Annotated in this window: 22 protein-coding genes and 2 tRNA genes; 12 read left to right on the forward strand and 12 right to left on the reverse strand. The window is 50.6% G+C overall.

Translation table 11 applies throughout. From position 1 onward, the window contains the following. Positions 1-39: 39 nt before the first annotated feature. Positions 40-114: transfer RNA gene (locus tag PHW53_01900), tRNA-Glu, on the reverse strand. A 231-nt stretch (positions 115-345) separates the two neighbouring features. Between PHW53_01900 and tsaD the strand changes: the two genes are divergently transcribed. Both tsaD and tsaE read left to right on the forward strand, forming a co-directional pair. Beyond that, positions 346-1,392, forward strand: a complete 1,047-nt coding sequence (gene tsaD, locus PHW53_01905; protein MDD4995199.1) for a tRNA (adenosine(37)-N6)-threonylcarbamoyltransferase complex transferase subunit TsaD — start codon at positions 346-348, stop codon at positions 1,390-1,392. Then, positions 1,389-1,829: a tRNA (adenosine(37)-N6)-threonylcarbamoyltransferase complex ATPase subunit type 1 TsaE gene (tsaE, locus tag PHW53_01910; protein MDD4995200.1), complete on the forward strand. Its 441-nt coding sequence runs from the start codon at positions 1,389-1,391 to the stop codon at positions 1,827-1,829. Before tsaD ends, tsaE begins: the two co-directional genes overlap by 4 nt. On the opposite strand, the gene PHW53_01915 is transcribed toward tsaE, so the two are convergent. The 4 genes from PHW53_01915 to PHW53_01930 all read right to left on the reverse strand — a co-directional run bounded on the left by PHW53_01915 (position 1,819) and on the right by PHW53_01930 (position 7,737). Then, on the reverse strand, positions 1,819-3,531 hold the full coding sequence (locus PHW53_01915) for a GspE/PulE family protein (protein MDD4995201.1): 1,713 nt from the start codon (positions 3,529-3,531) through the stop codon (positions 1,819-1,821). The two genes, tsaE and PHW53_01915, sit on opposite strands and share 11 nt — an antisense overlap. Before the next feature lie 2 nt (positions 3,532-3,533). After that, positions 3,534-4,562: a hypothetical protein gene (locus tag PHW53_01920; GenBank protein ID MDD4995202.1), complete on the reverse strand. Its 1,029-nt coding sequence runs from the start codon at positions 4,560-4,562 to the stop codon at positions 3,534-3,536. Positions 4,563-4,616: 54 nt separating this feature from the next. After that, positions 4,617-6,464 (reverse strand): ATP-dependent zinc metalloprotease FtsH, encoded by a 1,848-nt coding sequence (gene ftsH, locus PHW53_01925; protein MDD4995203.1) that lies wholly within the window; start codon positions 6,462-6,464, stop codon positions 4,617-4,619. 82 nt (positions 6,465-6,546) lie between these two features. Further along, the gene (locus PHW53_01930; GenBank protein MDD4995204.1) at positions 6,547-7,737 is read right to left on the reverse strand and encodes a S1 RNA-binding domain-containing protein; all 1,191 of its coding nucleotides are present in this window, start codon (positions 7,735-7,737) and stop codon (positions 6,547-6,549) included. Between the two features lie 141 nt (positions 7,738-7,878). On the opposite strand from PHW53_01930, the gene PHW53_01935 reads away from it, so the two are divergent. The 8 genes from PHW53_01935 to PHW53_01970 all read left to right on the forward strand — a co-directional run bounded on the left by PHW53_01935 (position 7,879) and on the right by PHW53_01970 (position 15,154). Beyond that, complete coding sequence (locus PHW53_01935) at positions 7,879-8,553, forward strand: hypothetical protein (protein ID MDD4995205.1); 675 nt, start codon at positions 7,879-7,881, stop codon at positions 8,551-8,553. Between the two features lie 86 nt (positions 8,554-8,639). Continuing rightward, positions 8,640-9,293: an MBL fold metallo-hydrolase gene (locus PHW53_01940; GenBank protein MDD4995206.1), complete on the forward strand. Its 654-nt coding sequence runs from the start codon at positions 8,640-8,642 to the stop codon at positions 9,291-9,293. Position 9,294: 1 nt separating this feature from the next. Continuing rightward, entirely contained in the window at positions 9,295-9,969 is a 675-nt protein-coding gene (locus PHW53_01945; GenBank protein MDD4995207.1) for a hypothetical protein, read from the forward strand. Positions 9,970-10,026: 57 nt separating this feature from the next. Continuing rightward, entirely contained in the window at positions 10,027-12,471 is a 2,445-nt protein-coding gene (gene gyrA / locus PHW53_01950; GenBank protein MDD4995208.1) for a DNA gyrase subunit A, read from the forward strand. 117 nt (positions 12,472-12,588) lie between these two features. Next, positions 12,589-12,855 (forward strand): 50S ribosomal protein L32, encoded by a 267-nt coding sequence (gene rpmF / locus PHW53_01955; protein ID MDD4995209.1) that lies wholly within the window; start codon positions 12,589-12,591, stop codon positions 12,853-12,855. 21 nt (positions 12,856-12,876) lie between these two features. Then, the gene (gene nusB, locus PHW53_01960) at positions 12,877-13,365 is read left to right on the forward strand and encodes a transcription antitermination factor NusB (protein ID MDD4995210.1); all 489 of its coding nucleotides are present in this window, start codon (positions 12,877-12,879) and stop codon (positions 13,363-13,365) included. Between the two features lie 19 nt (positions 13,366-13,384). Further along, complete coding sequence (rnc, locus tag PHW53_01965) at positions 13,385-14,080, forward strand: ribonuclease III (protein MDD4995211.1); 696 nt, start codon at positions 13,385-13,387, stop codon at positions 14,078-14,080. A 24-nt stretch (positions 14,081-14,104) separates the two neighbouring features. Then, positions 14,105-15,154, forward strand: a complete 1,050-nt coding sequence (locus PHW53_01970) for a PilT/PilU family type 4a pilus ATPase (GenBank protein ID MDD4995212.1) — start codon at positions 14,105-14,107, stop codon at positions 15,152-15,154. Positions 15,155-15,274: 120 nt separating this feature from the next. On the opposite strand, the gene PHW53_01975 is transcribed toward PHW53_01970, so the two are convergent. Next, positions 15,275-15,709, reverse strand: a complete 435-nt coding sequence (locus PHW53_01975) for a hypothetical protein (protein MDD4995213.1) — start codon at positions 15,707-15,709, stop codon at positions 15,275-15,277. A 119-nt stretch (positions 15,710-15,828) separates the two neighbouring features. Between PHW53_01975 and PHW53_01980 the strand changes: the two genes are divergently transcribed. Further along, positions 15,829-15,900 (forward strand) — tRNA-Arg (locus tag PHW53_01980). Positions 15,901-16,116: 216 nt separating this feature from the next. Then, the gene (locus tag PHW53_01985; GenBank protein MDD4995214.1) at positions 16,117-16,413 is read left to right on the forward strand and encodes a hypothetical protein; all 297 of its coding nucleotides are present in this window, start codon (positions 16,117-16,119) and stop codon (positions 16,411-16,413) included. Between the two features lie 108 nt (positions 16,414-16,521). On the opposite strand, the gene PHW53_01990 is transcribed toward PHW53_01985, so the two are convergent. The 6 genes from PHW53_01990 to PHW53_02015 form a co-directional block, all read right to left on the reverse strand. Next, positions 16,522-16,818, reverse strand: a complete 297-nt coding sequence (locus PHW53_01990; protein ID MDD4995215.1) for a hypothetical protein — start codon at positions 16,816-16,818, stop codon at positions 16,522-16,524. 21 nt (positions 16,819-16,839) lie between these two features. Continuing rightward, positions 16,840-16,986, reverse strand: coding sequence for a hypothetical protein (locus PHW53_01995; protein ID MDD4995216.1), 147 nt, complete (start codon positions 16,984-16,986; stop codon positions 16,840-16,842). 112 nt (positions 16,987-17,098) lie between these two features. Further along, positions 17,099-19,069: a hypothetical protein gene (locus tag PHW53_02000; GenBank protein ID MDD4995217.1), complete on the reverse strand. Its 1,971-nt coding sequence runs from the start codon at positions 19,067-19,069 to the stop codon at positions 17,099-17,101. A gap of 1 nt (position 19,070) precedes the next feature. After that, a complete protein-coding gene (locus tag PHW53_02005; GenBank protein ID MDD4995218.1) occupies positions 19,071-21,725 on the reverse strand; it encodes a DUF4012 domain-containing protein in 2,655 nt (884 codons plus the stop codon). A gap of 119 nt (positions 21,726-21,844) precedes the next feature. Then, the gene (locus PHW53_02010) at positions 21,845-22,321 is read right to left on the reverse strand and encodes a WxcM-like domain-containing protein (GenBank protein MDD4995219.1); all 477 of its coding nucleotides are present in this window, start codon (positions 22,319-22,321) and stop codon (positions 21,845-21,847) included. A 2-nt stretch (positions 22,322-22,323) separates the two neighbouring features. Then, positions 22,324-23,466: a glycosyltransferase family 1 protein gene (locus tag PHW53_02015; protein MDD4995220.1), complete on the reverse strand. Its 1,143-nt coding sequence runs from the start codon at positions 23,464-23,466 to the stop codon at positions 22,324-22,326. Positions 23,467-23,492: the final 26 nt, after the last annotated feature.

Genomic DNA, 23,492 nt, shown 5'->3' on the forward strand with positions numbered 1-23,492 from the left:
ACAAAAAATCTCAGACATTTATCCGCGTCTGAGGTTTCTTGGTAGCCCGTAGGGGAATCGAACCCCTATTACCACATTGAAAGCGTGGTGTCCTAGCCATTAGACGAACGGGCCATGAAATATGTTTTTAAATATGTTACCACATTGTCCGCCAAAGGCGGATGCGCCTCGCCTGTCCGCCTCTGGCGGAGGCGCAAAAGCGTGGTGTCCCTGCCTACCGGCAGGCAGGCTAGCCATTAGACGAACGGGCCGTAAATTTATGGCCATATTATCAGGAAATTGAATAAAAGTCAAGATTCATGAACCGGGCTTTTTTATTTTAGGCTATAATGATAGAATAATCTCATGAAAATTCTGGGCATTGAAACTTCTTGCGACGAAACCGCGCTCGCGGTCGTGGAGACCGACGGCCGGGATTTTAAGGTTATTAAAAACCTGGTTTATTCGCAGATCCCGATTCATGAGAAATACGGCGGCGTGGTGCCCGAGGTAGCGGCGCGGGCGCACGTGGAAAAAATGCCCGAGCTATTGATGTCTCTCGGAAGCCGCGATGGGAAGGGAATTGACGCCATTGCCGTCACTCACGGTCCGGGACTCGTTACTTCGCTCCGCGTGGGCGTGGAAACCGCCAAAACGCTCGCCTGGCTCTGGAAAAAACCACTTGTCGGGATCAACCACATTGAGGGCCACATCATGGCGAATTGGCTGGCGCCAATTCGCAAAATCCAAAATCCAAATAACAAATTCCAAAATATTAGATTTCCGGCGATTGCGCTCGTGGTATCCGGCGGGCATACCGAGCTTTTTCTTATGCCCCGCCTTGGGGAGTATAAAAAAATCGGCCAGACACTGGACGACGCGGCCGGCGAAGCCTTTGACAAGGTCGCGAAGATTTTAGACATCGGCTATCCCGGCGGACCGGCGGTCGCGCGGTGGGCTGAATCCGGAAGAACGGATGCATTTGACTTTCCGCGGCCCATGCTTGACCGTCCGGATTTCAATTTTTCATTTTCCGGACTCAAGACCGCGGTGCTTTACCAAGTCATGAAAAATAAATCTAAAACCAAGAATCAAAAATATATGGCCGATGTCTGCGCCTCGTTTCAGGAGGCGGTTGTTGATACCCTGGTCGGAAAAACCATCAAAGCCGCGCAAGCGTCCGGCGTCAAGATTATTATGCTCGGCGGCGGCGTTTCGGCAAATGCGTGGCTCCGGCGCGAGCTCGAGATGGGAGTGACAAAATTTTTGCCTAACGTCGGTCTCGTACTTCCGGAAATCAAATATACCGGCGACAACGCGGCCATGATCGCGGCCGCCGGATATCTCCATGCGATTAAGAAAGATTTTATTGATTGGCGGAAGATTGAGGTAGATCCCAATCTGTCTCTATGAAAAAAATAATTAATTCCGAACAAGAGATGCACGCTTTCGCGGGCAATATCGCCAAAAAATTAAGAGCCGGCGATGTTTTGGCATTGGCCGGCGATCTGGGCTCCGGAAAAACCACATTCGTGAAAGGCCTGGCGCGGGCGCTCGGCGTTAAAGAAACCGTGACCAGCCCGACTTTTGTTTTGCTCAAGCCATACCAGACAAAAATCCAAAATCCAAAATCCAAAATCCAAAATTTAATCCACGTTGATGCGTATCGGATAGAGAAAGGCGAGGAGCTTATTTTCGTTGGGCTCGATGAATTTTTTGAGAGTCCGGACACAGTCACGGTGATTGAGTGGGCGGACAAAGTTAAAAAAATTCTGCCTCGCGGCAGAACCAAATGGATTAAATTTTCTCTGGGCGCAAATCCAAACCAGCGGATTGTTGTTATTCCGTAACCCGAAACACTTCGTCAACCGAAGTCATGCCGTCCAGGGCTTTGAGGACGCCGTCCTGCACCATGGTAATCATGCCCTGCGCGGCGGCGAGTTCCTCCATCTTGTATTCAGCCACCTCTTCGGCGAGGATGGCTTTTTCTATATCCTTATTCATGGTGAAAATTTCATAAATGCCGACCCGCCCCTTGTAGCCGAGTCCGTTGCATGCGTCGCAGCCCGCACCTTTCCAGAATTTTAAATTTTTCATATCAACCTTGACGCCGCTTTTCTCCGGAATCTTAGAGATGACTTCCAGGATGCGCGTTTGCGTTGCTGCGTCGAGTTTGATTTCCGCTTTGCATTTTGAACAAATTTTCCGGCAAAGGCGCTGGCCGATGACCGCGTTTAAGGCCGGCGCGAGCAAAAACCCCTTGGCGCCCATGGCAAGGAACCGGGGAATCGCGCCTGCCGCGTTATTCGTGTGGATGGTGGAAATCACCAGGTGCCCGGTGAGTGCCGCGTTGATGGCGATATCCGCGGTTTCCAGATCCCGGATTTCGCCGACCATGATGATATCCGGGTCCTGGCGCAGAATTGACCGCAGGCCCTTGGCAAATGTGTAATCATGGGACGGATCAATCTGGCTCTGGCTGATTCCCTCAAGCCGGTACTCAATCGGATCCTCAAGAGTGATGATTTTGAGTTCCGGATTTTTTATTTTTTTCAAAATCGCGTAAAGCGTGGTGGTTTTGCCGGATCCGGTCGGGCCGGTGGTGAGGATCATGCCGTTCGGCCGCGTGATCTGGGCCGAAAGAATCTCAAGCGCCCGTCCGCGGATGCCGAGCGCGTCAAACTCAAGGGCAATGGCTTTTTTGGAGAGTATTCTCATGACCACCGACTCGCCGTAATTCGTGGGAATCGCGGAGACGCGCACGTCAACCTCTTCGTCTTTCATGAAAATGGTAAATCTCCCGTCTTGCGGCTTGTCGGTTACGTTAATCTTGAGCCCGGCCACGAGTTTGATGCGTGAAATAATTTGTTTCCATTTTTTCTGGTCAATGTCGGCCGCATCCTGGAGCACGCCGTCGATTCTGAGACGCAGTTTTATGGCATGTTCTTCGGCTTCAACATGGATGTCGGAGGCGCCGAGCCGGAGCGCGGCCGCGATGGCGAGGGCGAGTATTTCGGTGGTGGAGACTTTGTTGATTTGCGCCTGAAGAGATTTAAAATCAGCCACCGTCTCCTGGAATTTTAAGAGGTCATCCGCCGAAATTTCCACGCCTTTGATGATTTTCCGCGGTTCGGGCAATACATCGTAAAGCTTCATCGACCGGTTCAGGCTCTGCTCGGTGACCAGATAAATTTTTCCGTCCGTGTGCAGGCGTTCTTCAAGCTGGAAGAGAACCTCTTTGATTTTTTCGTCTGCCGGTTCAAGCGCGGCGAGCCGGAGCTCGGGTCCGGTGTAGAGAAAACATAAAATCTTGAGCTTCTCCGCCTGCTCGCGGGGAATGAGCGCCAGCGCCTCCGGGCTTATGGCAAAGCCCTTGAGGTTGATATACGGAACGCCCAAAGACTGGGCCTTGCTCTCGGCAAGGCGCTCCAATTCCGCCTCGCGGACCTCGCCCATCTTTTCCTTGAGTTTTTCTCCGGTCGCCGAAGTCGCCCCCTTCTTTTGCCTTGAAGGAATGAGGTCTTCGATTGATTGTGGGCCCTGATTGGCCATAATTATTTTTTTCGTTTACTGATTTTTTTATGTTCGTGCAAATTCGCGAGTCCGTGGACCCAGCGGGCAAGTCGCGAAAGTCCGCCACGCGACGCGAGCCGCTCAAAAAGCATGACCCACGCCGTGTACTGGAAGGTGACCGTAAACGCACTTCCGAAAATCATGACTCCCGCAAAAATCAGCACCGAGAGGATGAGTATCACGAGGAATGCTGCGTTTGAGGCGAGTGCTACAGCCGCGAGAACGAGCAGCATAATGGGGAGTGAGATCACGAGGAAGATAAGCACGATCGCAAGTCCAATGAGAAAAGAGATAACGAAAAGCAAAAATCCAAGTTCCATGCAGATGAGCCAGTGGCGTTTGAAAAGTTCCCAGGCATGGTACAGGGCCGAGCCGTAACCCTTGTTGCGGAGCATCACATAGCATGAAGCGAGCATGGCGATAAAATAAACGATTACCGCCGCCGGTATAAATATCAGAAATGATACAAGATAAAGCGCGGCATTCAGGGCGATATTCGCGGAGAGCAGCAGGAACAGGGGAAATGTGGTGAACATCACGAGAAGCGCGATCGCAACCTTGAGTGACACATTGATGCCGAGAAGCGGCCAGAATTTATGCATCCCCAGCGTGAACGCGTCGCCGGCCGGCATTAACTTATTTTTTGCCTTTCCGGCGGCCGCCGTAATGAGCGCGCCCTGTGAAGCGACTGAAAGCCAGATGAGCCCGAGTCCGATGGCAAGAGCCACGAGGACCGCGGTAATCAGCCAAACGTTTTCCAGAGTGAATAATTGCTTTATGCCGCTCAATTTATCCGGCAATCCAAGAGCGGATTCAAATGGCATGCCCTGGCTAACCGCCTGCCACGCCGAACCGAGATTGGTAACGCGGCCGAACATTTTAACACCCAGGTCGTAGATTCCGCCGCTCATCATGAGTCCGGCAAAAAATCCGAAGACCCAGAGTACTTTATTGCGCCAGGCGAAGAACCAGGCTTCACGAAGCACTTCACGGTATATTGGTTGATGCATATTCCTCCCTGTCTTGCCGAAGCCCCGACCGCAGTCGGGACGAAGGCAGACTCCTTATTTTTTAATTTTTTTGTTTTGTTGGTGGGATTTTTTCGGAACCTCGATATCCCGGAACAGCGCTTCGAATTCCTCCTGCTCCAGGGTTTCTTTTTCCATGAGATTTTTGACGATGAGTTCTAGTTTGTCTTTATGCTCGGTCAGAATTTTTTCCGCCAGGCCGCGCGCGTCTTCAATTAACGCGGCCATTTCCTTGTCGATTTTTTCCGCGGTTTTTTCGCTATAATCCTTTTCTTCGTGGAAATCGCGGCCAAGAAACACGAGCTCGTCTTTTCGTCCGAAGGTTCTGAGATCAGAACCCATTGCATAGGTTTTGACCATTTGCTCGGCGAGTTTGGTCGCTTGTTTCAGGTCATTGGAGGCGCCGGTCGTGACATCGCCAAAAATCATTTTTTCTGTGAGATATCCGGCCACCATTACCGCGATGTCGGCGGAAAATTCAGCCTTGGTATGCAGATATTTGTCTTCGGTCGGGAGCTTGAGGGTGTATCCGGCTGCCGGTCCGCGTGAAATTATTGAAACTTTGTGAACCGGATCCGCGTCCGGGAGCATTTCGGCAGTAAGCGCGTGCCCGGCTTCATGGTACGCCGTGACGCGGCGTTCGCGGTCGCTCAAAATATGGCTCCGGCGCTCCGGTCCGAGCATAACTTTTTCAATGCTTTCAAACACTTCGTCCAGGCCGATTTTATTTTTATTGCGCCGCGCCGTGAGAATCGCCGCCTCGTTCAGGAGGTTGGCGAGATCGGCTCCGGAAAATCCCGGAGTGCGCTCGGCAACGCGTCGGAGGTCAATGCCCGCCTCAAGTGGTTTATTGCGCGCATGAATTTTTAAAATTGCTTCGCGGTCGCGGATGTCCGGAAGATCCAGGATCACTCGCCGGTCGAAACGTCCCGGCCGCAGAAGCGCCGGATCAAGCACGTCCGGCCGGTTTGTCGCCGCGATCACGATGACGCCGATGTGCGGATCGAATCCGTCCATTTCAACGAGTATCTGGTTCAGCGTCTGTTCGCGCTCGTCATGCGAGCCGCCCAAGCCCGCGCCGCGCTGGCGCCCGACCGCGTCGATTTCATCCACGAACACGATGCAGGGCGCGTTCTTTTTCGCTTTTTGGAACAGATCACGGACGCGCGCCGCGCCCACGCCCACGAACATCTCCACGAACTCACTGCCCGAAATATGGAAAAACGGCACATTGGCCTCTCCGGCCACGGCGCGCGCGAGCAGGGTTTTGCCCGTGCCCGGGGCGCCCATGAGGAGAACGCCTTTGGGAATCTTGGCGCCGAGGGCGACGAATTTTTTCGGATTTTTCAAAAATTCAACAATTTCCTGCAATTCGTCTTTGGCTTCGGTGACTCCGGCCACATCCTTGAATGTGATTTTGTTTTTCGCGTTTTTGCCGGTTTCGCGCACGCGCGATTCGCCGAAAGATATCGCCTTGGCGTTCTGGCCCTGGACCTGGCGAAAAAAGAAATAAATGATAACGCCAAAAATGATAAGCGGCAGCAGGCTGGGGAGAAGCAGGGCGAGCCAGTCACTTTGCGGTTCGCTGACTTTTACATTAATTGCCGCGAGTCGTTCGGCCGGAACATCGTAATTTTTAAGCATTTCAGAAAACGATTCGCCGGATTCTTTATAAATCTCCGCGGTGCTCTGATCCTGGAATGTCGCGATAAGCTCCTGGCCCTTAACCTCAACGCCCGTAATTTCACCGGCCTTGATCTTGGCGACAAATTCAGAAATATCCATTTTCTTCGCGGATTCAAAATTGATATTGCTCATCACGAGCGCGATAATCAAAGCGGCGAGTGCCAGCCACAGCAGATTTTTTGTTAGAATTTTTTTCATATATACCTTATATTATAGTTGTTTTCGCGGAAAAATGAAATGGGGACGGATTAAACCGTCCCCATCTGTGTTTTTTCATTCCCTACTCGGCCACGGCCTCTTTTTTTTCTTCTTTTTTCTCTTCCTGTTTTTCATCCTGCTTCTCATCTTTTTTCTTTTCTTCTTTTGCCGGTTTGGCTGAGCGTTTCAGGCTCAAGCCCAGGCGATGATGTTCCGGTTCGATTGAGATAATGGTGAATTCCAGGGTGTCGCCGACTTTTGCGAGCTCGCTGGTATCCTTTACCGGTTTGTCCGAAAGTTCGGAAATATGGGCCAGGCCGTGGATGTCCGGGTCAAGCTCCACGAAGAGCCCGAACGGATTGATTTTCAAGACCTTGCCCTTGACCTTCTGGCCGAGAGCGTATTTTTCCTTAACATTGCTCCACGGATCCGCCAGGAGTTTTCTCATGGATAAGAATATTTTTGAACCCTCGACTGAAATGATTTCCGCCTTGACATTGTCGCCGACTTTCACGAAGTCGCGCGGATTATCGATGCGCTGCCAGGCGATTTCCGAAATATGGACCAGGCCCTCGAGGTTGTCGAATTTCACGAACGCGCCGAAATCGGCAACCGCCGTGATCGTTCCCTCAACCACATCGCCGATTTTGTAGCGGTCAATCAGCCCTTTCTGCTGCTCTTCCCAGACTGCCTTTTCGGAGACGATGAGCTTTTCGGTTTTTTTATCAACGTCAATGACGCGCACCTCGGATTCTTTGCCGATAAATTCTTTGAGTTTTTCCAGAATCTTGGCTTTGTCTCCGCCCGCGACGCGCGGATAATTCTCCGGAGAAAGCTGGGAAACCGGCAAAAAGCCGATTACGCCCGCGTGCTTTATGATCAATCCGCCCTTGTTGGCGTCAAGTACTTTCACATGGATGATTTCGCGGCTCGAGAGCAGATCAGCGAGTGTCTGCCAGGCCTTTTGATGGCCGGCGGAACGGAATGAGAGTTCTACCTCGCCATTCTCGTTTTCGAGGTCAATGACCGTGGCTTCCACTTCCGCGCCCGGAACCAGTTTTTCAAATTCCGCCGCGTCCTCAAAAAGTTCGCGGCCGCGCACCACGCCGATGTTATATCCCGGGATATCGATTTTAACTTCGTTTTTTGAGGCCGAAATTACGGTGCCGCGCACCACGTCGCCGGGTTTTGGTATATTTAAAAATTGCTTCTCGGAGAGAAGTTTATTGAGTTCGCCGTCTTTTGGTTCGGCAATTTTCTTCTTTTTTGCCATATTATTAATTAGCTTAGCTCATTTTGGCTGGGATGAGCCCCCGTCGCCCGGGACGGGGATATTAAATAAGTAAAAAAAGTATATACTATATTAAATATCTTGGCAAGAGGCGGCCGCGTTGATATAATATATATAGAATATATGCCGCAAAAATACCAAAACGAACTTAATCTCCTCAGAATAGCGATTGAAAAGACGCCGTTCTCTTTTTCGCGCGATGAACGCTCGAAATTTGAAACCCGCCTGGCCGCGCTTGAGGCTAATCCAGAAACAAAACGCGACGAGATTGAAACCGTGATTGTTGAAGTCGGCAAGGCGACCTGGCCGCATCGCAAGGCCTACGAGGGCATGTTTGCCGCTTATGCCAAAGAAAAATACGAAGAGCAGTTTATCAACAATCTGGATGATGATCTTCGCGTCAAATATGAAAATTTTACCCGCGCCGGCGGCAGCCTGCACGATTACCGCCGCACCCGTGAAATGGAACAGGCCTTTACGCCGGAAGAGTATACTCGGCTAGAAGATGCGATTTTTGAAGCGCGCAAATTTCTGGATTCATACATGGAAACCGTGATCGCCGAAAACTCCGACGAATACAATGAATCCGTCAAACGGTACGAGTCCAAACAGCGCGACTGCGCCAATATGATTGAGAGCCTGAAGGAAATCGCTCGCACCTCGGAAAAATGGGCACCAGAAATCATGGCCAAGGTGCGAAAATTTGAAGAGGGCTGGAGTGCGATTGAACGCGACTTTGATGAAGACCAATTGAAACATGAGATAGAGTATTGGCAGGGAGTGATCGGACTTGAGTAATCGGGCGTTTTTGTGGCTGATTTTCTCTTTACACGCCCGTTTTTTTATGGTAAAATTATTCCATTAAATAAGGTCAATTTTAAGTTATGCAAATCTCTTGGCACGGCTTGGCCTGCTTTGAAATCACGGCTAAGATCGGCGGTGAGGATGTTACCCTGGTTACCGACCCCTATCAAAATTCTACCGGATTGCGTTTCCCACGAACCCTGTCGGCGGATACTGTGCTCGTTTCCGAAAACCGTCCCGAACAGAATAACGTGGAATCCATTGCCGGCAATCCATTTATCATCAAGCACCCGGGTGAATATGAAATCGGGGGCGTTTTTATTTACGGAATAAACATCTTCAAAAACGATAATGGAGTAAAAGAGGGCCGGCGCCCGCTCATTTACCGCATCGAAATGGAAGGCATTACCATTGCCCATCTCGGCACCATGTATCGCGAGCTTTCGGACGATGAATTGGCCAAGCTCCGGCAAATCGATATTCTTACCTTGCCGGTCGGCGGCGGTCCAGTAATCTCACCCGAACAGGCCGATAATCTCGTGAGCCAGATTGAGCCGCGCATTGTGCTGCCCATGTATTATGGCTCGCCTAACCTCAAAGAAAAATTGGAAAAGATTGACAAGTTTTGTAAAGAAATCGGCGTCTGTCAGACCGAACGGCCGAATAAATTTAAAATTTCAAAAAAAGATCTGCCCCAGGAAGACATGCGGGTAATTATATTGGAAAAAGCTTAATATGCCCAAGAAAGAAAAAGCAAAATCAATAAAGATCGTTGCCGAGGCAAAGCCCGCGGCAAAACCCCGGCCAAAAAAACGCATTTTGAAAGTCCGGAAAGCCGCGTCCGAGAAACTGGCGCCGCTTGCCGAAGTTGCGAATTTTCCGGTTGAGAGCGGGGAGGCCGGCCGCGCTGAACTCGATCGCCTCATTGTCCAGGAGGCGGTAAAAGACCAGCCTGTTTTTTCGATGGGCGAAGAAACAAAACCCGAGGAAAGCATTTTTAATACCATTGAAGAGCCGGCTGAGTTTGAGCCGGATGAAGATGGCACGATTTTTGTCAGCCCGGGCGAACCAGTGAGCCTTTACCGCCGGGTCCTGCTCTGGTCTTCGGTCAGCCTTTGCGCCGCGGTCATCGGTTTTGGTTGGATTCTAACCATCGGCGGCAGTTTGGGGCTTAAATCCCAGTCCAGCGCGGCTGAATATGAACCCATGACCATGGAAGAAATAAATCGCGAAGTCAATTCCAATCTCGAAGATATAAAGGCCGCGGTGGATGAAGATGCTGCTAAGGCTATGATCGAGGACAATACTCTTGAAAAGATCATTGAAGAAGTAAAAAATTCTTCAAGTACCGGCGAAGTCGCGACCGGGGAGCGCGATATATTTTCACCCCCGTCCAGCACAACGGAATAATTTTTAATTTTGCATTTTTAATTTTTAATTGTTGAGATGCCTGACAAAGAAAAAAATTTGAATCCAATCGGCAAAGTCGAGAATCTCCCCATCGTCGAGGAGATGGAGACTTCGTATTTGGATTACGCCATGAGCGTAATTATTTCCCGCGCCCTGCCGGATGTGCGCGACGGCTTAAAGCCGGTTCATCGTCGCATTCTATACGCCATGTGGAATGTGGGTTTGAAATCAAGCGGTAAATTCCGCAAATCCGCGACCGTAGTCGGTGAAGTTTTGGGCAAATACCATCCGCACGGCGATGCCGCGGTCTATGATTCCATGGTGCGTCTGGCGCAAGATTTTGCTTCGCGCTATCCGCTGATTGCCGGTCAGGGCAACTTTGGCTCCATGGACGGCGACTCGGCGGCCGCCATGCGCTACACCGAGGCCAAGCTCTCGGCCATCTCCGAAGAAATGCTCACTGATATTGAAAAAGAAACCGTTGATTTCATGCCGAATTATGACGGTACGCAGAAAGAACCCAAAGTTCTTCCGGCCCGGCTCCCGAACCTGCTCTTGAACGGCACGCTCGGCATCGCGGTCGGCATGGCGACCAATATTCCGCCCCACAATCTTACCGAGCTCTGCGACGGTATTGCTCTTCTTATTGATAATCCCGATGTCTCGGTCGACGAACTCTGCGAGCACGTGAAGGGTCCGGATTTTCCGACCGGCGGACTTATCTATGATGTCAAAGAAATAAAGCAGGCTTATGCCACCGGCAAGGGTCATATCGTGATGCGCGCCCAGACCGAAATCATTGAGGAAAAGAGCGGCTATTTCCGCATCATCGTCCACGAAGTTCCGTTTCAGGTGAACAAGGCCACGCTTCTTGAGAAAATCGCCGAATTGGTTCAGGAAAAGAAAATTGATGGCATCAAGGATATCCGCGACGAATCTTCCAAAGAAGGCGTTCGGATCGTGATTGAACTCAAACGAGAAGCTTTCCCCAAAAAAGTTTTAAATCGCCTTTTTAAACTCACTCAACTGCAGGAAACATTCCATGTGAACATGCTTGCCCTGGTTGACGGCATCCAGCCTCGCGTTCTCACTCTGAAGATGATTCTTGAAGAGTACATCAAACACCGTGAGCAGGTGGTGCGCCGCCGCGCCGAATTTGATCTGGCGCGCGCCCGCGAACGCGCTCATATTTTGGAGGGCCTAAAAATTGCCCTTGCGAAAATTGACCAGGTTATTGCCACCATCAAAAAATCAAAAGACCGCGAAGAGGCCAAGGTCAATCTCATAAAAAAATTCCGCCTCACCGAAGTCCAGGCGCTCGCGATTCTGGAAATGAAGCTCCAGCAGCTTGCCGGTTTGGAACGCCTCAAGGTTGAGCAGGAGCTCAAAGAAAAGCAAAAGATTATCAAAGAGCTGGAAGAACTTTTGAAATCAAAAAAGAAAGTTATGGCGCTCATTAAGAGCGAGCTTTTGGCAATAAAAGAAAAATACGGCGATGAACGCCGCACGAAGATCGTGCCCCACGGCGTTGAAGAATTCAAAGTGGAGGATCTGATTCCCAAAGAGCCGACGCTGGTCATGATTACGCGCGACGGCTATATCAAGCGCCTGCCCCCGGAGACCTTCCGCACCCAGGGGCGCGGCGGCAAGGGCATCATCGGCCTCACCACCAAAGAGGAAGACGAGGTTGAGCTTTTCTTTACCACCACTACTCATTCGGATTTGCTTTTCTTTACCACCAAAGGCCGCGTGTTCCAGCTTAAGGCCTACGATGTCCCGGCGGCGACGCGCACGGCCAAGGGCCAGGCATTGGTGAATTTCCTTCAGCTCGCGCCCGGAGAGCTTGTCTCGGTCTGCCTGCCGCTTGATAATCTCGGCGACGCGAAATTCCTGGTCATGGTGACAAGCAAGGGCCTCGTCAAAAAAACCGATATCAAAGAATTTGAAAAGGTCCGCCGTTCCGGTCTCATTGCTTTAAAAATCAAGCCCGACGACAATCTCAAGTGGGTCAAGCCTTCAACCGGTAAAGATAACATCGTTATCATTACCGCGAACGGCCAATCCATTCAGTTCCCGGAGAAGCACGTGCGCGCCATGGGCCGCAATGCCGCCGGCGTGCGCGGCATCCGCCTCAAAAAAGCGGACGAGGTTCGCGGCATGGATATTGTTAATGCCGAACTTGTGCGCAAGGGCAAGCTTGAAATCGCGACCATCATGGAGCAGGGTTACGGCAAGCGCAGCAATCTTAAGGAATACCGCGTTCAGAGTCGCGGCGGTTCGGGCGTCAAAACCGCGAAAATTACTCCCAAAAACGGCAAAATCGTGAGCGGCTTTATTTCAGAAAGCGATGAAGAAAAAGACTTGATTGTTATTTCCGCCAAGGGCCAGGTCATCCGCCTGCCGTTCGCGAGCGTGCCGGCAATCGGCCGCGCCACCCAAGGGGTGCACATCATGCGCTTTAAAGAAGCCAAAGACCGGGTCGCGAATGTGAGCCTGATCTAAAAAATATGATATTTCAAAGAGGCGGACCGCATCCGCCTCTTTTTCTTGCCTAATTTACGCTCTTTTGTTATAATTTCCACAAGTTTGATATAATTATAAATAAGAAAAGAATTTCATATGGTGCAAATGAAACGGAGGACAAGGTCCCAGAAAAGAAGGAGAGCGTCGCACTTCGCCCTGAAGCGCACGAGTTTTACCAAATGCAGCCACTGCGGCAAGGCAGTGCTTCCGCATCGCGCCTGTCAGTATTGCGGATATTACCGTGGACGCGTGGTTTTGGAAGTTGAAGCCAAGCTCCTCAAGAAAATGGAAAAAGAAAAAGCCAAGCGCGAGAAAGAAGAAAAGAAGGAAGAGAAAAAAGAGGAGAAAAAAGAAAAAAAATAATATTTTAATAAATAGCTCTTTATGTCAAATCGTCATCTCGCCCGTGCCATCGCCATGCAGTCACTTTATCAGTGGGATTTTCTGAAAGCCGCTGGCCAGGAAAAAAATATTCAGGAAATAACCGGTCATAATCGTGAGGAATTCGCGCCGAATTTTGATGATAAGGGATTTATTGATGAACTCATTGAAGGCGTGGTTAAGCATGTGGACGAAATAAACACGCTTATTACCAAATACGCGCCCGAGTGGCCGCTCGAACAGATTACCACTGTCGATCGGAATATCTTGCGGCTCGGGGTGTTTGAGCTGAAGTTTTCTCCGAATATTCCGTCAAAAGTAGCGATCAATGAAGCAATCGAACTCGCCAAATCATTTGGCGGCGAATCGTCGGGCAAATTTGTAAACGGCGTACTCGGCGCGATTTACCGCGACATGGTGGCCCGGGGCGAACTGAAAGAAATTGATACCGCAAAACCCGAAGAAAAAAAGTCCGAGGAGGCGGTCCAATAATTAATTGAATGTCTGTGTTATGAATGAGAATTTATCGGAATTGCAGGAGCGTCTGGGGATAAAGTTTAAAAACGAAGATTTTTTGCGCCAGGCCATGGTGCATCGTTCATATTTAAATGAGCATCCGGATTTTCCGCTTGGCCACAACGAGCGTCTTGAGTTTTTAGGAGACGCGGTTCTTGAACTCGTGGTTACAAAACATCTTTACGAATCATATCAAAATCCCGAGGGGGAGCTTACCAATTGGCGGGCTGCACTGGTGAACGCGCATATGCTCGCGACTCTGGCGCGTGAACTCAATATCGAAGAGTTTCTTTATCTTTCGCGCGGTGAGGAAAAAGACAACGAGTCAAAGGCTCGGCAGTATATTTTGGCGAACGCTTTTGAGGCTTTGATCGGCGCGATTTATCTCGATCAAGGCTGGGACGCTTCGGACGAATTTATCATGAAGAGCCTGATGATTAAGCTTCCGGAAATATTAAAATTAAAATTATATCTTGATCCAAAGAGCCGTTTTCAGGAAGCGGCGCAGGAGCAATTCGGCACTACGCCGACCTACCGAGTCGTTTCCGAAACCGGTCCGGACCACGACAAGCATTTTCGCATTGCCGTGCTGATTGGCGAAGATATTGTCGCCGAAGGCGACGGCTCTTCAAAGCAGGAGGCGCAGATTGAAGCCGCGAGAAACGCTCTTGAGGAAAAAGGCTGGTCGTAAAAATTAAAATTCAAAATTAATTATATGGCTGAAGAAGGAACAGGAATAAAAAAATGGCTTAAATTCGTGATTTCCGAGAGCGCCTCGGATCTGCATCTCGTCGCCAATAATCCGCCAGTCATCCGAGTTGACGGAGCTTTGCGGAAAATTGAAGGCGAACCAGTACTTACACCCGCGGATGTGGCTAGCGAAACATATTCAATTCTTACAAAAGAGCAGAAGGATTATTTTGAAACCAATAAAGATTTGGATTTTGCTTATCAGATTGATTCCGCGCGTTTCAGAATGAATCTACATTATGAACGCGGCAACGTGGCGCTTGCGGCGCGCGCCATTCCGGAGCAGATTCCGACCATGGAGGATGTGGCGCTTCCGGAGATTGCCTATGAACTCACGCGTCTGCCGCACGGCATTATTCTTGTCACTGGTCCGACCGGCTCGGGAAAATCAACTACCCTAGCGGCCATGCTCAATCTCATTAACGAGGAGCGCACCGGCCACGTGATTACGCTTGAAGATCCGATTGAATTTTTGTTTGAATCCAAAAACTGCGTCGTCGAGCAGCGCCAGCTTCACTCTGATATGGTGAGTTTTAGCGAAGGTCTGAAGCACGTTTTGCGCCAGGACCCGAACGTGGTCATGGTCGGCGAAATGCGCGACCTTGAGTCCATCGCCACGGCCCTGACACTCGCCGAGACCGGCCATCTTGTGCTTGCCACTCTCCATACCTATTCGGCCGCGCAGACCGTTGACCGCCTGATTGATGTTTTTCCACCACACCAGCAGATGCAGATTCGTCTGCAGGTCGCTCTCACGCTTCGCGGCGTAATTTCCCAGCAGCTCCTGCCGCGCATCGGCGGCGGTCGCGTCGCGGCGCGCGAAATTATGATCATGAATCCGGCCATTGCCAATCTTGTTCGTGAAAACAAAGTACCGCAGATAAAATCCGTGATTCAAACTAGCGCGGCGCAGGGCATGGTTACTCTGGTCCAGGATCTGAAAAGATTGATTCAGGAAAAAGCCATTACTCAGGAGATTGCCGAAACATACGTGCTGGAAGAAAGTTTGAAGTAAGGGCGATTCATGAATCGCCCTTACGTACGGCCGCAATATTTTGCGGCCGTACTTTTTTTATATAAAAAAAGGTCCCGACCTGCCAGTTGGTAGGTGGGACAGGGTTGGGACGAGACAAGGTCAGGTTTGGGCAATTTCTTCCGCAGATTCACGCCGTTCGCGTTTCCGGAGCACGAGAATGAAGACAGCCGCGGGGATCGGAAGAACGAGCAGGCTCCACCAGCGCAGCGCATAGAATACGCTGCCGATTACTTCATGGCCGAGTAGTGTGCAGAGCCTGGAAGTGCCGTTCAGTATGACCGGCAGACTGACGAGTATGAGTGCCGCCGCGTTGAGCGCAATGACTTTCGGCAATCTGCCCGGGATAGAGTGCCGATCATGGATGCTCACCATGATGGAAATGATAATTATTCCCGCGACGATCGGAGCGACGAGCGTCAGCGGCGCCGCGACCCAGAGTGGTCCGCCGGCGCAGCATGCGTAGCATACTGCGAGAACCGCGCCGATCAGTAAATAGTAGAATGCCTCCGCGAGGTCCAGACGGAAGTTACTCATGCGCCTCCTCCTTTGTAAAAAAACGATTTTTCTCTATCTTACTTCTCGCAAAGTATATTGTCAATGCCTTGAATATTTGATTTATTTATGCTATTATACGTCAAAACATCCAGGCTCGTGCCCCTGTAGTGAAATGGACATCACGGCAGTCTTCGGAACTGCAATTTCAGGTTCGAATCCTGGCGGGGGCAAGAGCGCGGGTGTTTTTTAATATTTTGGGTTCTGCGCCCGAGGCGCACTCGCCTTCGGCGAGGATTCCCTCTGGGCGCATTTTGTAATTGACGTGGTTCGCCCCGACGCTTCGGTCGGGGGCGTCCCGACTTTCGCGAAGCGAAACGTCGGGACGAATCCTGGCGGGGCAAGAGCGCGGATGTTTTTTATTTACATTCCGCTCCGGCTATGCTAATATGTCCGCAAAACGTTCCTTGGAAATAATAAGAAAAAAGGAGGTCGCGATGCCGGAGCATGCAGTCACAGGCATGCAGTGGGTGCACATGAGTATCGTAATCGTCGTGACTTTAATTGTCTGGGCAATCGTTATTTTTATTTTCCTTCCGCGCTTGGAAAAGCGAGTTGAACAGCGCAAGAAGATGAAAGACATTCGCCGTATTCCCGGACCGGAGGAACGGATGACGATCGAGGCACTCAACAGGGTCATTGAGAAGATTGGGTCGCCATCCGACGAACCACCGACTGACCCCTGATCCCTGGCTGGCGGCTCTTAGCCGCCAGCTTTTTTATTGCATTTTTTATATAAAAAAAACGACCACCGTTAAGTCTCGGTAGTCGTAGGGGTGCACCAAGGGTTGGTGCTACATTATCTCCTCTTCCCTGTCGGAGTGCGACGGGGCATCGGGGTGCTCACGGCGCTCCTCTTCGGCCGCCTTCCAGTGCCCCTCGAACTCGGCGGAGAGTGCGGCTTCATCTTGCGGCACCCCGTTCTTGCCAGAGAACGGGTACATGGAGATGTAGGGATTCTTGTGGAAACTGACCGGACCGGCTCGCTCTAGAAAGCGGCGTTCGGCGGGGCTCATATCTTCTAGGGGAGAGAGCGGACGGCGCAGTTCTTCTTCGGTCGGCCGATAGCGTTTCTCTTGGTCGTTCGGCACGGTTTCCTCCTCCTTAATTTATCAGCGGCGGTTACGCCTCAGAATCAATTCGGCGTCATGCATGGAAATCTTTCCGCGCTTGAAACGCAGGTCGTGATAAACTTCCGGACCCAGTTCTCGGAGCAGGAACTCATTGGCTTCGCGGTGATCATGACCCGCTCGATCCATCCCTGCTTCAAGTGGCTGACAGTGCAGCTCGCCCGTTTTCTCTTGGTCGTTCGGCACGGTTTCCTCCTTTGTAAGTTACGAAAACTTAATAGGTAAAGCGCAAAAAGTCAAGCTACTCTCCGGCCACGACCACGCCTTTGCCGCGGGCCGTTTCATCTTCCGGAATGTCCGTGGAAATCGGATCGGTCGTAATTATTAGCGTGTCGGTTGTTTTTTGATCAAGCGCCTCAAGCTTGCTTTCGGTCGCGAGTTTTATAAATGTGCCGACATCTTCCTCGCGCGGCTTGACGCTTACTTCAAAGCTTGCCGAAATTTGCTTCATTGAGGTTGGTAGGCGGTTGATTGTCCAGGTCACCATATTTGTCGATTCGTTAAAAGTAATGTCACCGGCTTCCACATTTTTGCGACCCGTCCAGGTAACATTCTGCGGCAGAGTGGCGGTGGCGCGGATATCTTGGATTTCGTGCAAAGAATTCGTAATCGTCCAAAAGACATGATAGCCCGTGGTCTCATTGACGCGCGGCGGAATCGGGCCAAACCCCAGAGTCTCTCCATCTGGATTAAAATACCGGCCGCTTGCCGTAAAGTCAAGGTCGGTATTTATGGCGATTACGACTGGCGTTGTCTGAATCAGGCGGTTGGTTTCGAGATCGCCGATTTTCGCCACCTTTGATTCCGCCCAGATTTTCACCTCGTATTTTCCGGAAAGGGAAGAAAGCGGTTCGGCGACGAGCGGAATAGAAAAATCAATTGCTTCCCCGGCGTCTTTTTCGATTTTACCCAGGGCATCATAGTTTTCTTTTTTCCAAACGATGGTCTGATCTCTTACTTCCCCGGTTTTATCATCCGGCATGTTCAAATCCTTCCAGATTACCAAAGTTTCATTGTTTATTTTTGGATCAGATTCAACATGAACCGTAAACTCAACATTTTCCATTGTTTCGCCACTCTTATTGTCGTACGAGAGTGAGAGTCGCAGATTTTCGCCAAAATTAAGATTCTGGCTGGCTTCGGTGCCATTTATAAAAAGATGGGTGACCAGATCGCCGGCCAGCACCTCGGTCTGAACCCTTGCTTCTTTTTGCAGGCGGAATTCATTATTGTTGATAAATCCGAATTTAAAAACCATATCTTGGAGTCCCTGGCCCTGGGCGGTGAAATTGCCCTTTATTTTAATAATTCCTTCGGTACCGCTCGCGAGTTCCGTGATTCGCCAGCGGTCACCGCCATCCGATGTCGCGGCGGGTTCACTGCTTGCAAAAATAAAATTTTCTGGGAATACGGCCGCAATCTCGGTCTCGCCATAGGCAAATTCACTCGTATTTTTGTATTTAACGGTATATTCAACCTCGTCGCCGGGCACTGCCTTGGCCGGCCCCTCGGCCGCCATATCAACGCGGCTGTCGCTCAAGAGAACGGAAAGAGTTTTTATATCCTGGAAATCCGAACTGAAGTTCGCCGGCCGGTAGGTGATGATAGCTTGGATATTGAGCGAAGTCTTAACTTCATCGCGAAAATATCCTTCAAATTTTATTGTCCCTTTGCCGCCGACGTCCATACTGCCGAGCTGCCAGACATTTCCCTCGTCCGTGGGCGCCGGTTCGGTTGAAATAACCATGAAACCGGACGGTAGATTTGTCTGAACCTCCACCGCGGCGAGCGGAACCGTATTCCGGTTTTCATATTCAATTTGGTAAATCACGCGTTCGCCGTTTATTACCTGACTCGGGCCGGCAATTTCAAGCCCGACGCCGCCCCTGTCTGGTCGTTCCCACGGTTTCCAAAAAACCCAGCCTGCATAAATTGCCGCCGCCACGGCTCCCAAGAATAGCAAAACAAAAAGACCGGCAAGCCATAATCGCCTTGGCCGGCGTTCAAGCCGGCTCATGTCCGGCATATCACCTTCGGCTTCGTAGATTTCCTTGAGCTCTGCGGTGATTTTGTCGGTTTTTACCGCCGAGCGCTTTATGGATTTTTTTATAATACGCTCTTCTTTCGGCTCGGGAATTTTTACAATTTCAATTTCTTTCGGCTCCTCAACCGGTCCGGCGATCTTCTTTTCTTTTTTATTTTTATTCTTCATCTCAGAATTTTTTTTCGAGAAGAATTGCAAAAAAAGCATCGGTTGTCAGTTTCTGTTCAAGCTTTCCCATCATCAGTTCCGGAACATTGGACCAGAGCGCCTGATAACGCGCTGGATAAATAATCGACTGGCTGAAATCAATTTTTTCGGCGCCCGGTTGTCTCTGCAAAAGCATGGAGTAAGTTTGCGTGATTGGAAAACCAAGCTTTTCTTTAGCCGTGGCCAAAAGTCCGGTTGGTTCCGCGGATGAGATGCGGAACGGCAGGCGGTATTTAAAGGTAATTAGGGTTGATTCGCCGGGCTTGGTTTGTGTCCAACCGCCAAAAACCGTTTTACCAAATTCGTTATTGATCTTGGCGCCGGAATTATGAAAGCTCCATGTTCCCTCAATTTCGGCAAGATCCGAATCAACCCCCGCGCCCTTTCGCGGTTCGTCAAAAAGTTCTGGTGCCGGTGGATTGAACCCCGATGCGTTAAGAAGCTCGGCGCCTTGCGGTACATAGACCCGTAGATAATTTACATTGTTCACGCCGGAAAATCCCTGATTTTTTATTCCATCATGCGCTCTTGCCACCGTCAGTGTATTGACGATGTCGCCGTTTTCCGAAATTTCGGTTTTTAAATCAACGTTCTGCGAAATGACGCCGTCGGTTTTGCCTCCGGCAATATTTGCGTTCACGAGCATAAGATAATCCTGATCCGCTTTTTTGATTTCGCCGGTCCAGCCATGCTCCGAAAGGCCCCGCTCAATCGCCGCGTTCTGGTGATAAATCATAATCTGCCGTTCGGTGAGGCTCGAACCCAGAGCCTCGAGGGTTTCAATGAATTGTTCGCGGTTTGCGTGCATCATGCGGTCAAGAAGGATTGGCGCGAGATCGCCGATGACTTTCTTGGGCTTGTTTTCAGTTTTGTCATATTCAAGTTCAACGATTTTTTGGGTTTCTTCAATAAAATTTTCCGCGGTAAACGTTCGGCCGTAGGCCGGCATTTCAATGGGCCCGTAAATTTCAAGGAGCCGCTCCATCACCGTGGCCGTAATGACCACCACGCCGTCCGGCGTCGGGCCGCCTGAATGCTCATAGAACCAGATTATTTTTTTGGCCGAGGTCGGAAAATCGGCAAACCAATTCGCGTCCTGAAATTCCCAGCGGTCGGCAATCAGGCGCAGGGGTTCGGGCGGAATGACATCCGTGTCCAGGCTGCCTTGCATATCGTAGGTGCCGCCGCCCGGAACCTCGATGTTTTTAATTTCGCCGCGGTCCATGTCGATAAGAGCGAAGGATCCCATGAATCCGCCGGTCGGCCGGATCTCGGTATTATTTTCAAAAATAAATAAATATCGCTGGTTTTGTTCCTTTCCAAGAAAGAGTTCCATGGTTTCGCCGAGATTTATAAAGTCGTTCAGGCTTTGTTGGATAAGGGTAAGATTGCCGTAGGCGAGTGAGAAATTTTTTTGATATTCTTCCGGAAGCGCGCCGAGGTCCACGGCCCGGGCCTGTTCTTCGGCCAGTGTTATGAGCGGTTCGGCCTGACGGACATAAGCAAGCATTGCGTCAAGTTTTGTCACGAGATTAATGCTGTCTTCGGCGAGAAGCCCCTGCGCTCCTTTGGCGAGAAGCACCGCCGCGGCGGTCAGATTATCCCCCATGGCGATAAGCGCTTCTCCGGTCTGGACTTTTTTTCCGGCGCTCGGGGTAAGTTCCGCGATTTCAATGAGCAGGCGATTCACGCGGCTGAGTTCTTGCCCGGCTTCGCGGAAAGAGCGGTTTGCCTGTTCGATAGAAAACAGCGCGCGCGTCAGATCTTCTCCGCCTTTGGCTGCGGCCGAGAGCTCGGCCACGGCATCACGGCCATAACGCTCGATCGTATCTTTTGTGTCGCGGACGTTTTTATAATAAGCATATCCCTCGAACGGGAGCACGACGACAAGCACGAGCCCGGCGAGCGATACGATGGCCCGCATCCAGCCCTGGGGCGGCTCAAAAATAATCGGCGCGGCAAGATGCTCAAGGGGAGTTTCGATAAAATCTTCGCGGAAGCGATCCGCCGCCGGCCGCAGGAATGAAAATGGCCAATTGAGCCCGCGTTCCAGCTTGCAGAGGACAAGCCCGGCGATTTCCGCCACGCCAAAAAGCGCGAGTTCGCCGACTGGTGTGGCATCTTCTTTTTTAAAATCATCCATCAGCTCTTCGATATTGATTTCTGAGTCAGTGATATTGAGTCCGGCATTCGGGCCGCCGTCCCGAAGTTCGGCGAACGTCTGTTCAACCGTGAGCGCCGATTCGGGCGAGGTCAAATCCATGCGCTCGAGCCGGGGTGGCCGTTCATCTTCGTAATACAAATCAACCACAAAAGGCGATCTTGCGGTTTTTTCGAGTTTCACGGGGATTATTTTATGCGTTGGTTTTTTTGCGGTTATGCGGACGGTTTCGGCTTGAGGCGTGGCCGCCTTAACTTCAATATTCATTCGGGCGGCTGGTCTTCGGGTCGTTTTTTTTCGGCGTGATATTTTTTTTGCCGCCTTTTTTGACCGAATCGGCAAAATCCGCTTTTTCTTAAGCGGTTTTTTCAGAGTCTTTTTCACCGGTTTTTTTGTCTTTTTTGCGGATTTTTTGCCGGCCAATGTTTTCTTGATTTTTTTCCTCTCTTGAGCCATGATATTGCAATAAAATGTTCTTGAATTATATCATTTTTAGGGCATTAAAACAAAACTTTTTAACCACAATTTAAAAACCGGGCCAACGGGCCCGGCGAATGCGACAAGGCGTTAATTGTTTAAGCCATTTCGTAATGAAATTCGTCGTCATCTGTGTTCGGACTGGTCGCGATTACTAGGAGAACCGCGCCGGCCTTTTTTGCGGTTACGCGATGGCTGATGAGCGAAGGCACGAAAAACACCGCACCTTCAGCCGAGCGCAAATCGAGTTGGACGCGTTCTTTTGTGTCAATGTCTTCCAGGGTGACGGTAAAACTTCCGCAGATCGGAATAAAGAGCTCTTTTTTCTTTTGATGATAGTGGTTGCCGGCCGAATTGCCGTCTTCCAGAAATCGGACATAGTAAGAATAGTGCGCCTTAAAGCTCGGAATTATTGGAAATCGGTCATCGAAATTTACCACAAGCTCACGGCCAGGCTTCGCCGGATTTCGTCGCGGCGTCATATAAAATAACGTTCCGAGTTTATAATCCTTTTTATCTGTCGGATGAGAGAATTGATCCATGGGATCTTCCTGGCGGGGGATAATATTTTCCATGCTTAGAGTGCTTTAGAATAAATTTCTAATATTTCTCTTGCCATTTTTTGCCAGTCGTATTTTTGCATATGCAATTTTCCGGCGTTCAGGATGGTCCGGCGCAATATCTTGTTGTCCAGGCCTTCGGCAATGGCGCGGGCCATGTCATCTGGGTCGCGCGGATTAAAATAGATCGCGCCCGGACCGAGAATCTCGGGGAGACACGACGCGTTCGAGCTCGCGACCGGCAGATTGAAGCTCGCGGCCTCGAGCGGCGGCAGGCCGAATCCCTCGGAGAGCGAAGGAAATACATAAAGGCTCGCTCGCCGGTAGAGCCGCGGCAGGTCGCGGTCGTCAATGAATCCGGTAAAATTTACTTCTTCGGGCACTTTAATTCCCCGGCCGCGGGTTTCGCGCTCCAGACGTTCGTAAAAAAAGTTTTTTTGCCCGGCGAGCACGAGCTGGAGTTCGGGCTTGGTTTCGCGGAGCCGTAAAAAAGCTTGGATGAGCATTTCCAGATTCTTGTGCGGATAAGCGTTGCCAAGATACAGGATAAACGGCTCACGGATTTTGCGTTCCGCTAAAAATGCGGCGTCCTGCTCCAGTCCGAGGCTGGCTTCATCGAGCCGCGTCATGCCTTCGTAAACAACTTTGATTTTTTGCGCCACGGTTTTGGGAAAATATTTCAATATGCTCGCTTTTACATATTCTGACGGCACAATAATACTCTGCGAGCGCGAAACCGCGTGGCCGAGTATTTGTCGGTACGCCGCATATTTAATTCCGTAGATGAGCGGACCGAGCGTGGTCGCGCGCGTGCTCGGATGTTCAAGCAGGATCAGGTCGTGGATTGTCACCACGAACGGGGTTTTGTCAAAAAGCGGAACATTAAAATGCGGATAATGCACAAGCTCGCAGCCAGTCTCTCGGACGAGCCGCGGCATCTCGGTTTGTTCTTTGAATGAGTACCAGGGGATATCGGCCAGTATCTTATGGAAGTTCGCGGTTTCTGACGCCTCGTGCCAGTTGCTTTTACGCAAAAATAAAAAATAGTCATTCTCGCGGTCAATCCGCTGAAGATTGATGACCAGCTCTTTGATATAGCGGCCCAGTCCGCCGCCGGCGGTTTTTGGCCCCAAAAGCCTTGCGTCAATGCCGATTTTCATACGCGGCTATTTTAACTAAAAATTCG

Source organism: Patescibacteria group bacterium (genome assembly GCA_028710985.1).
Lineage (GTDB): Bacteria > Patescibacteriota > Patescibacteriia > JAHJFT01 > JAHJFT01 > JAQTTB01.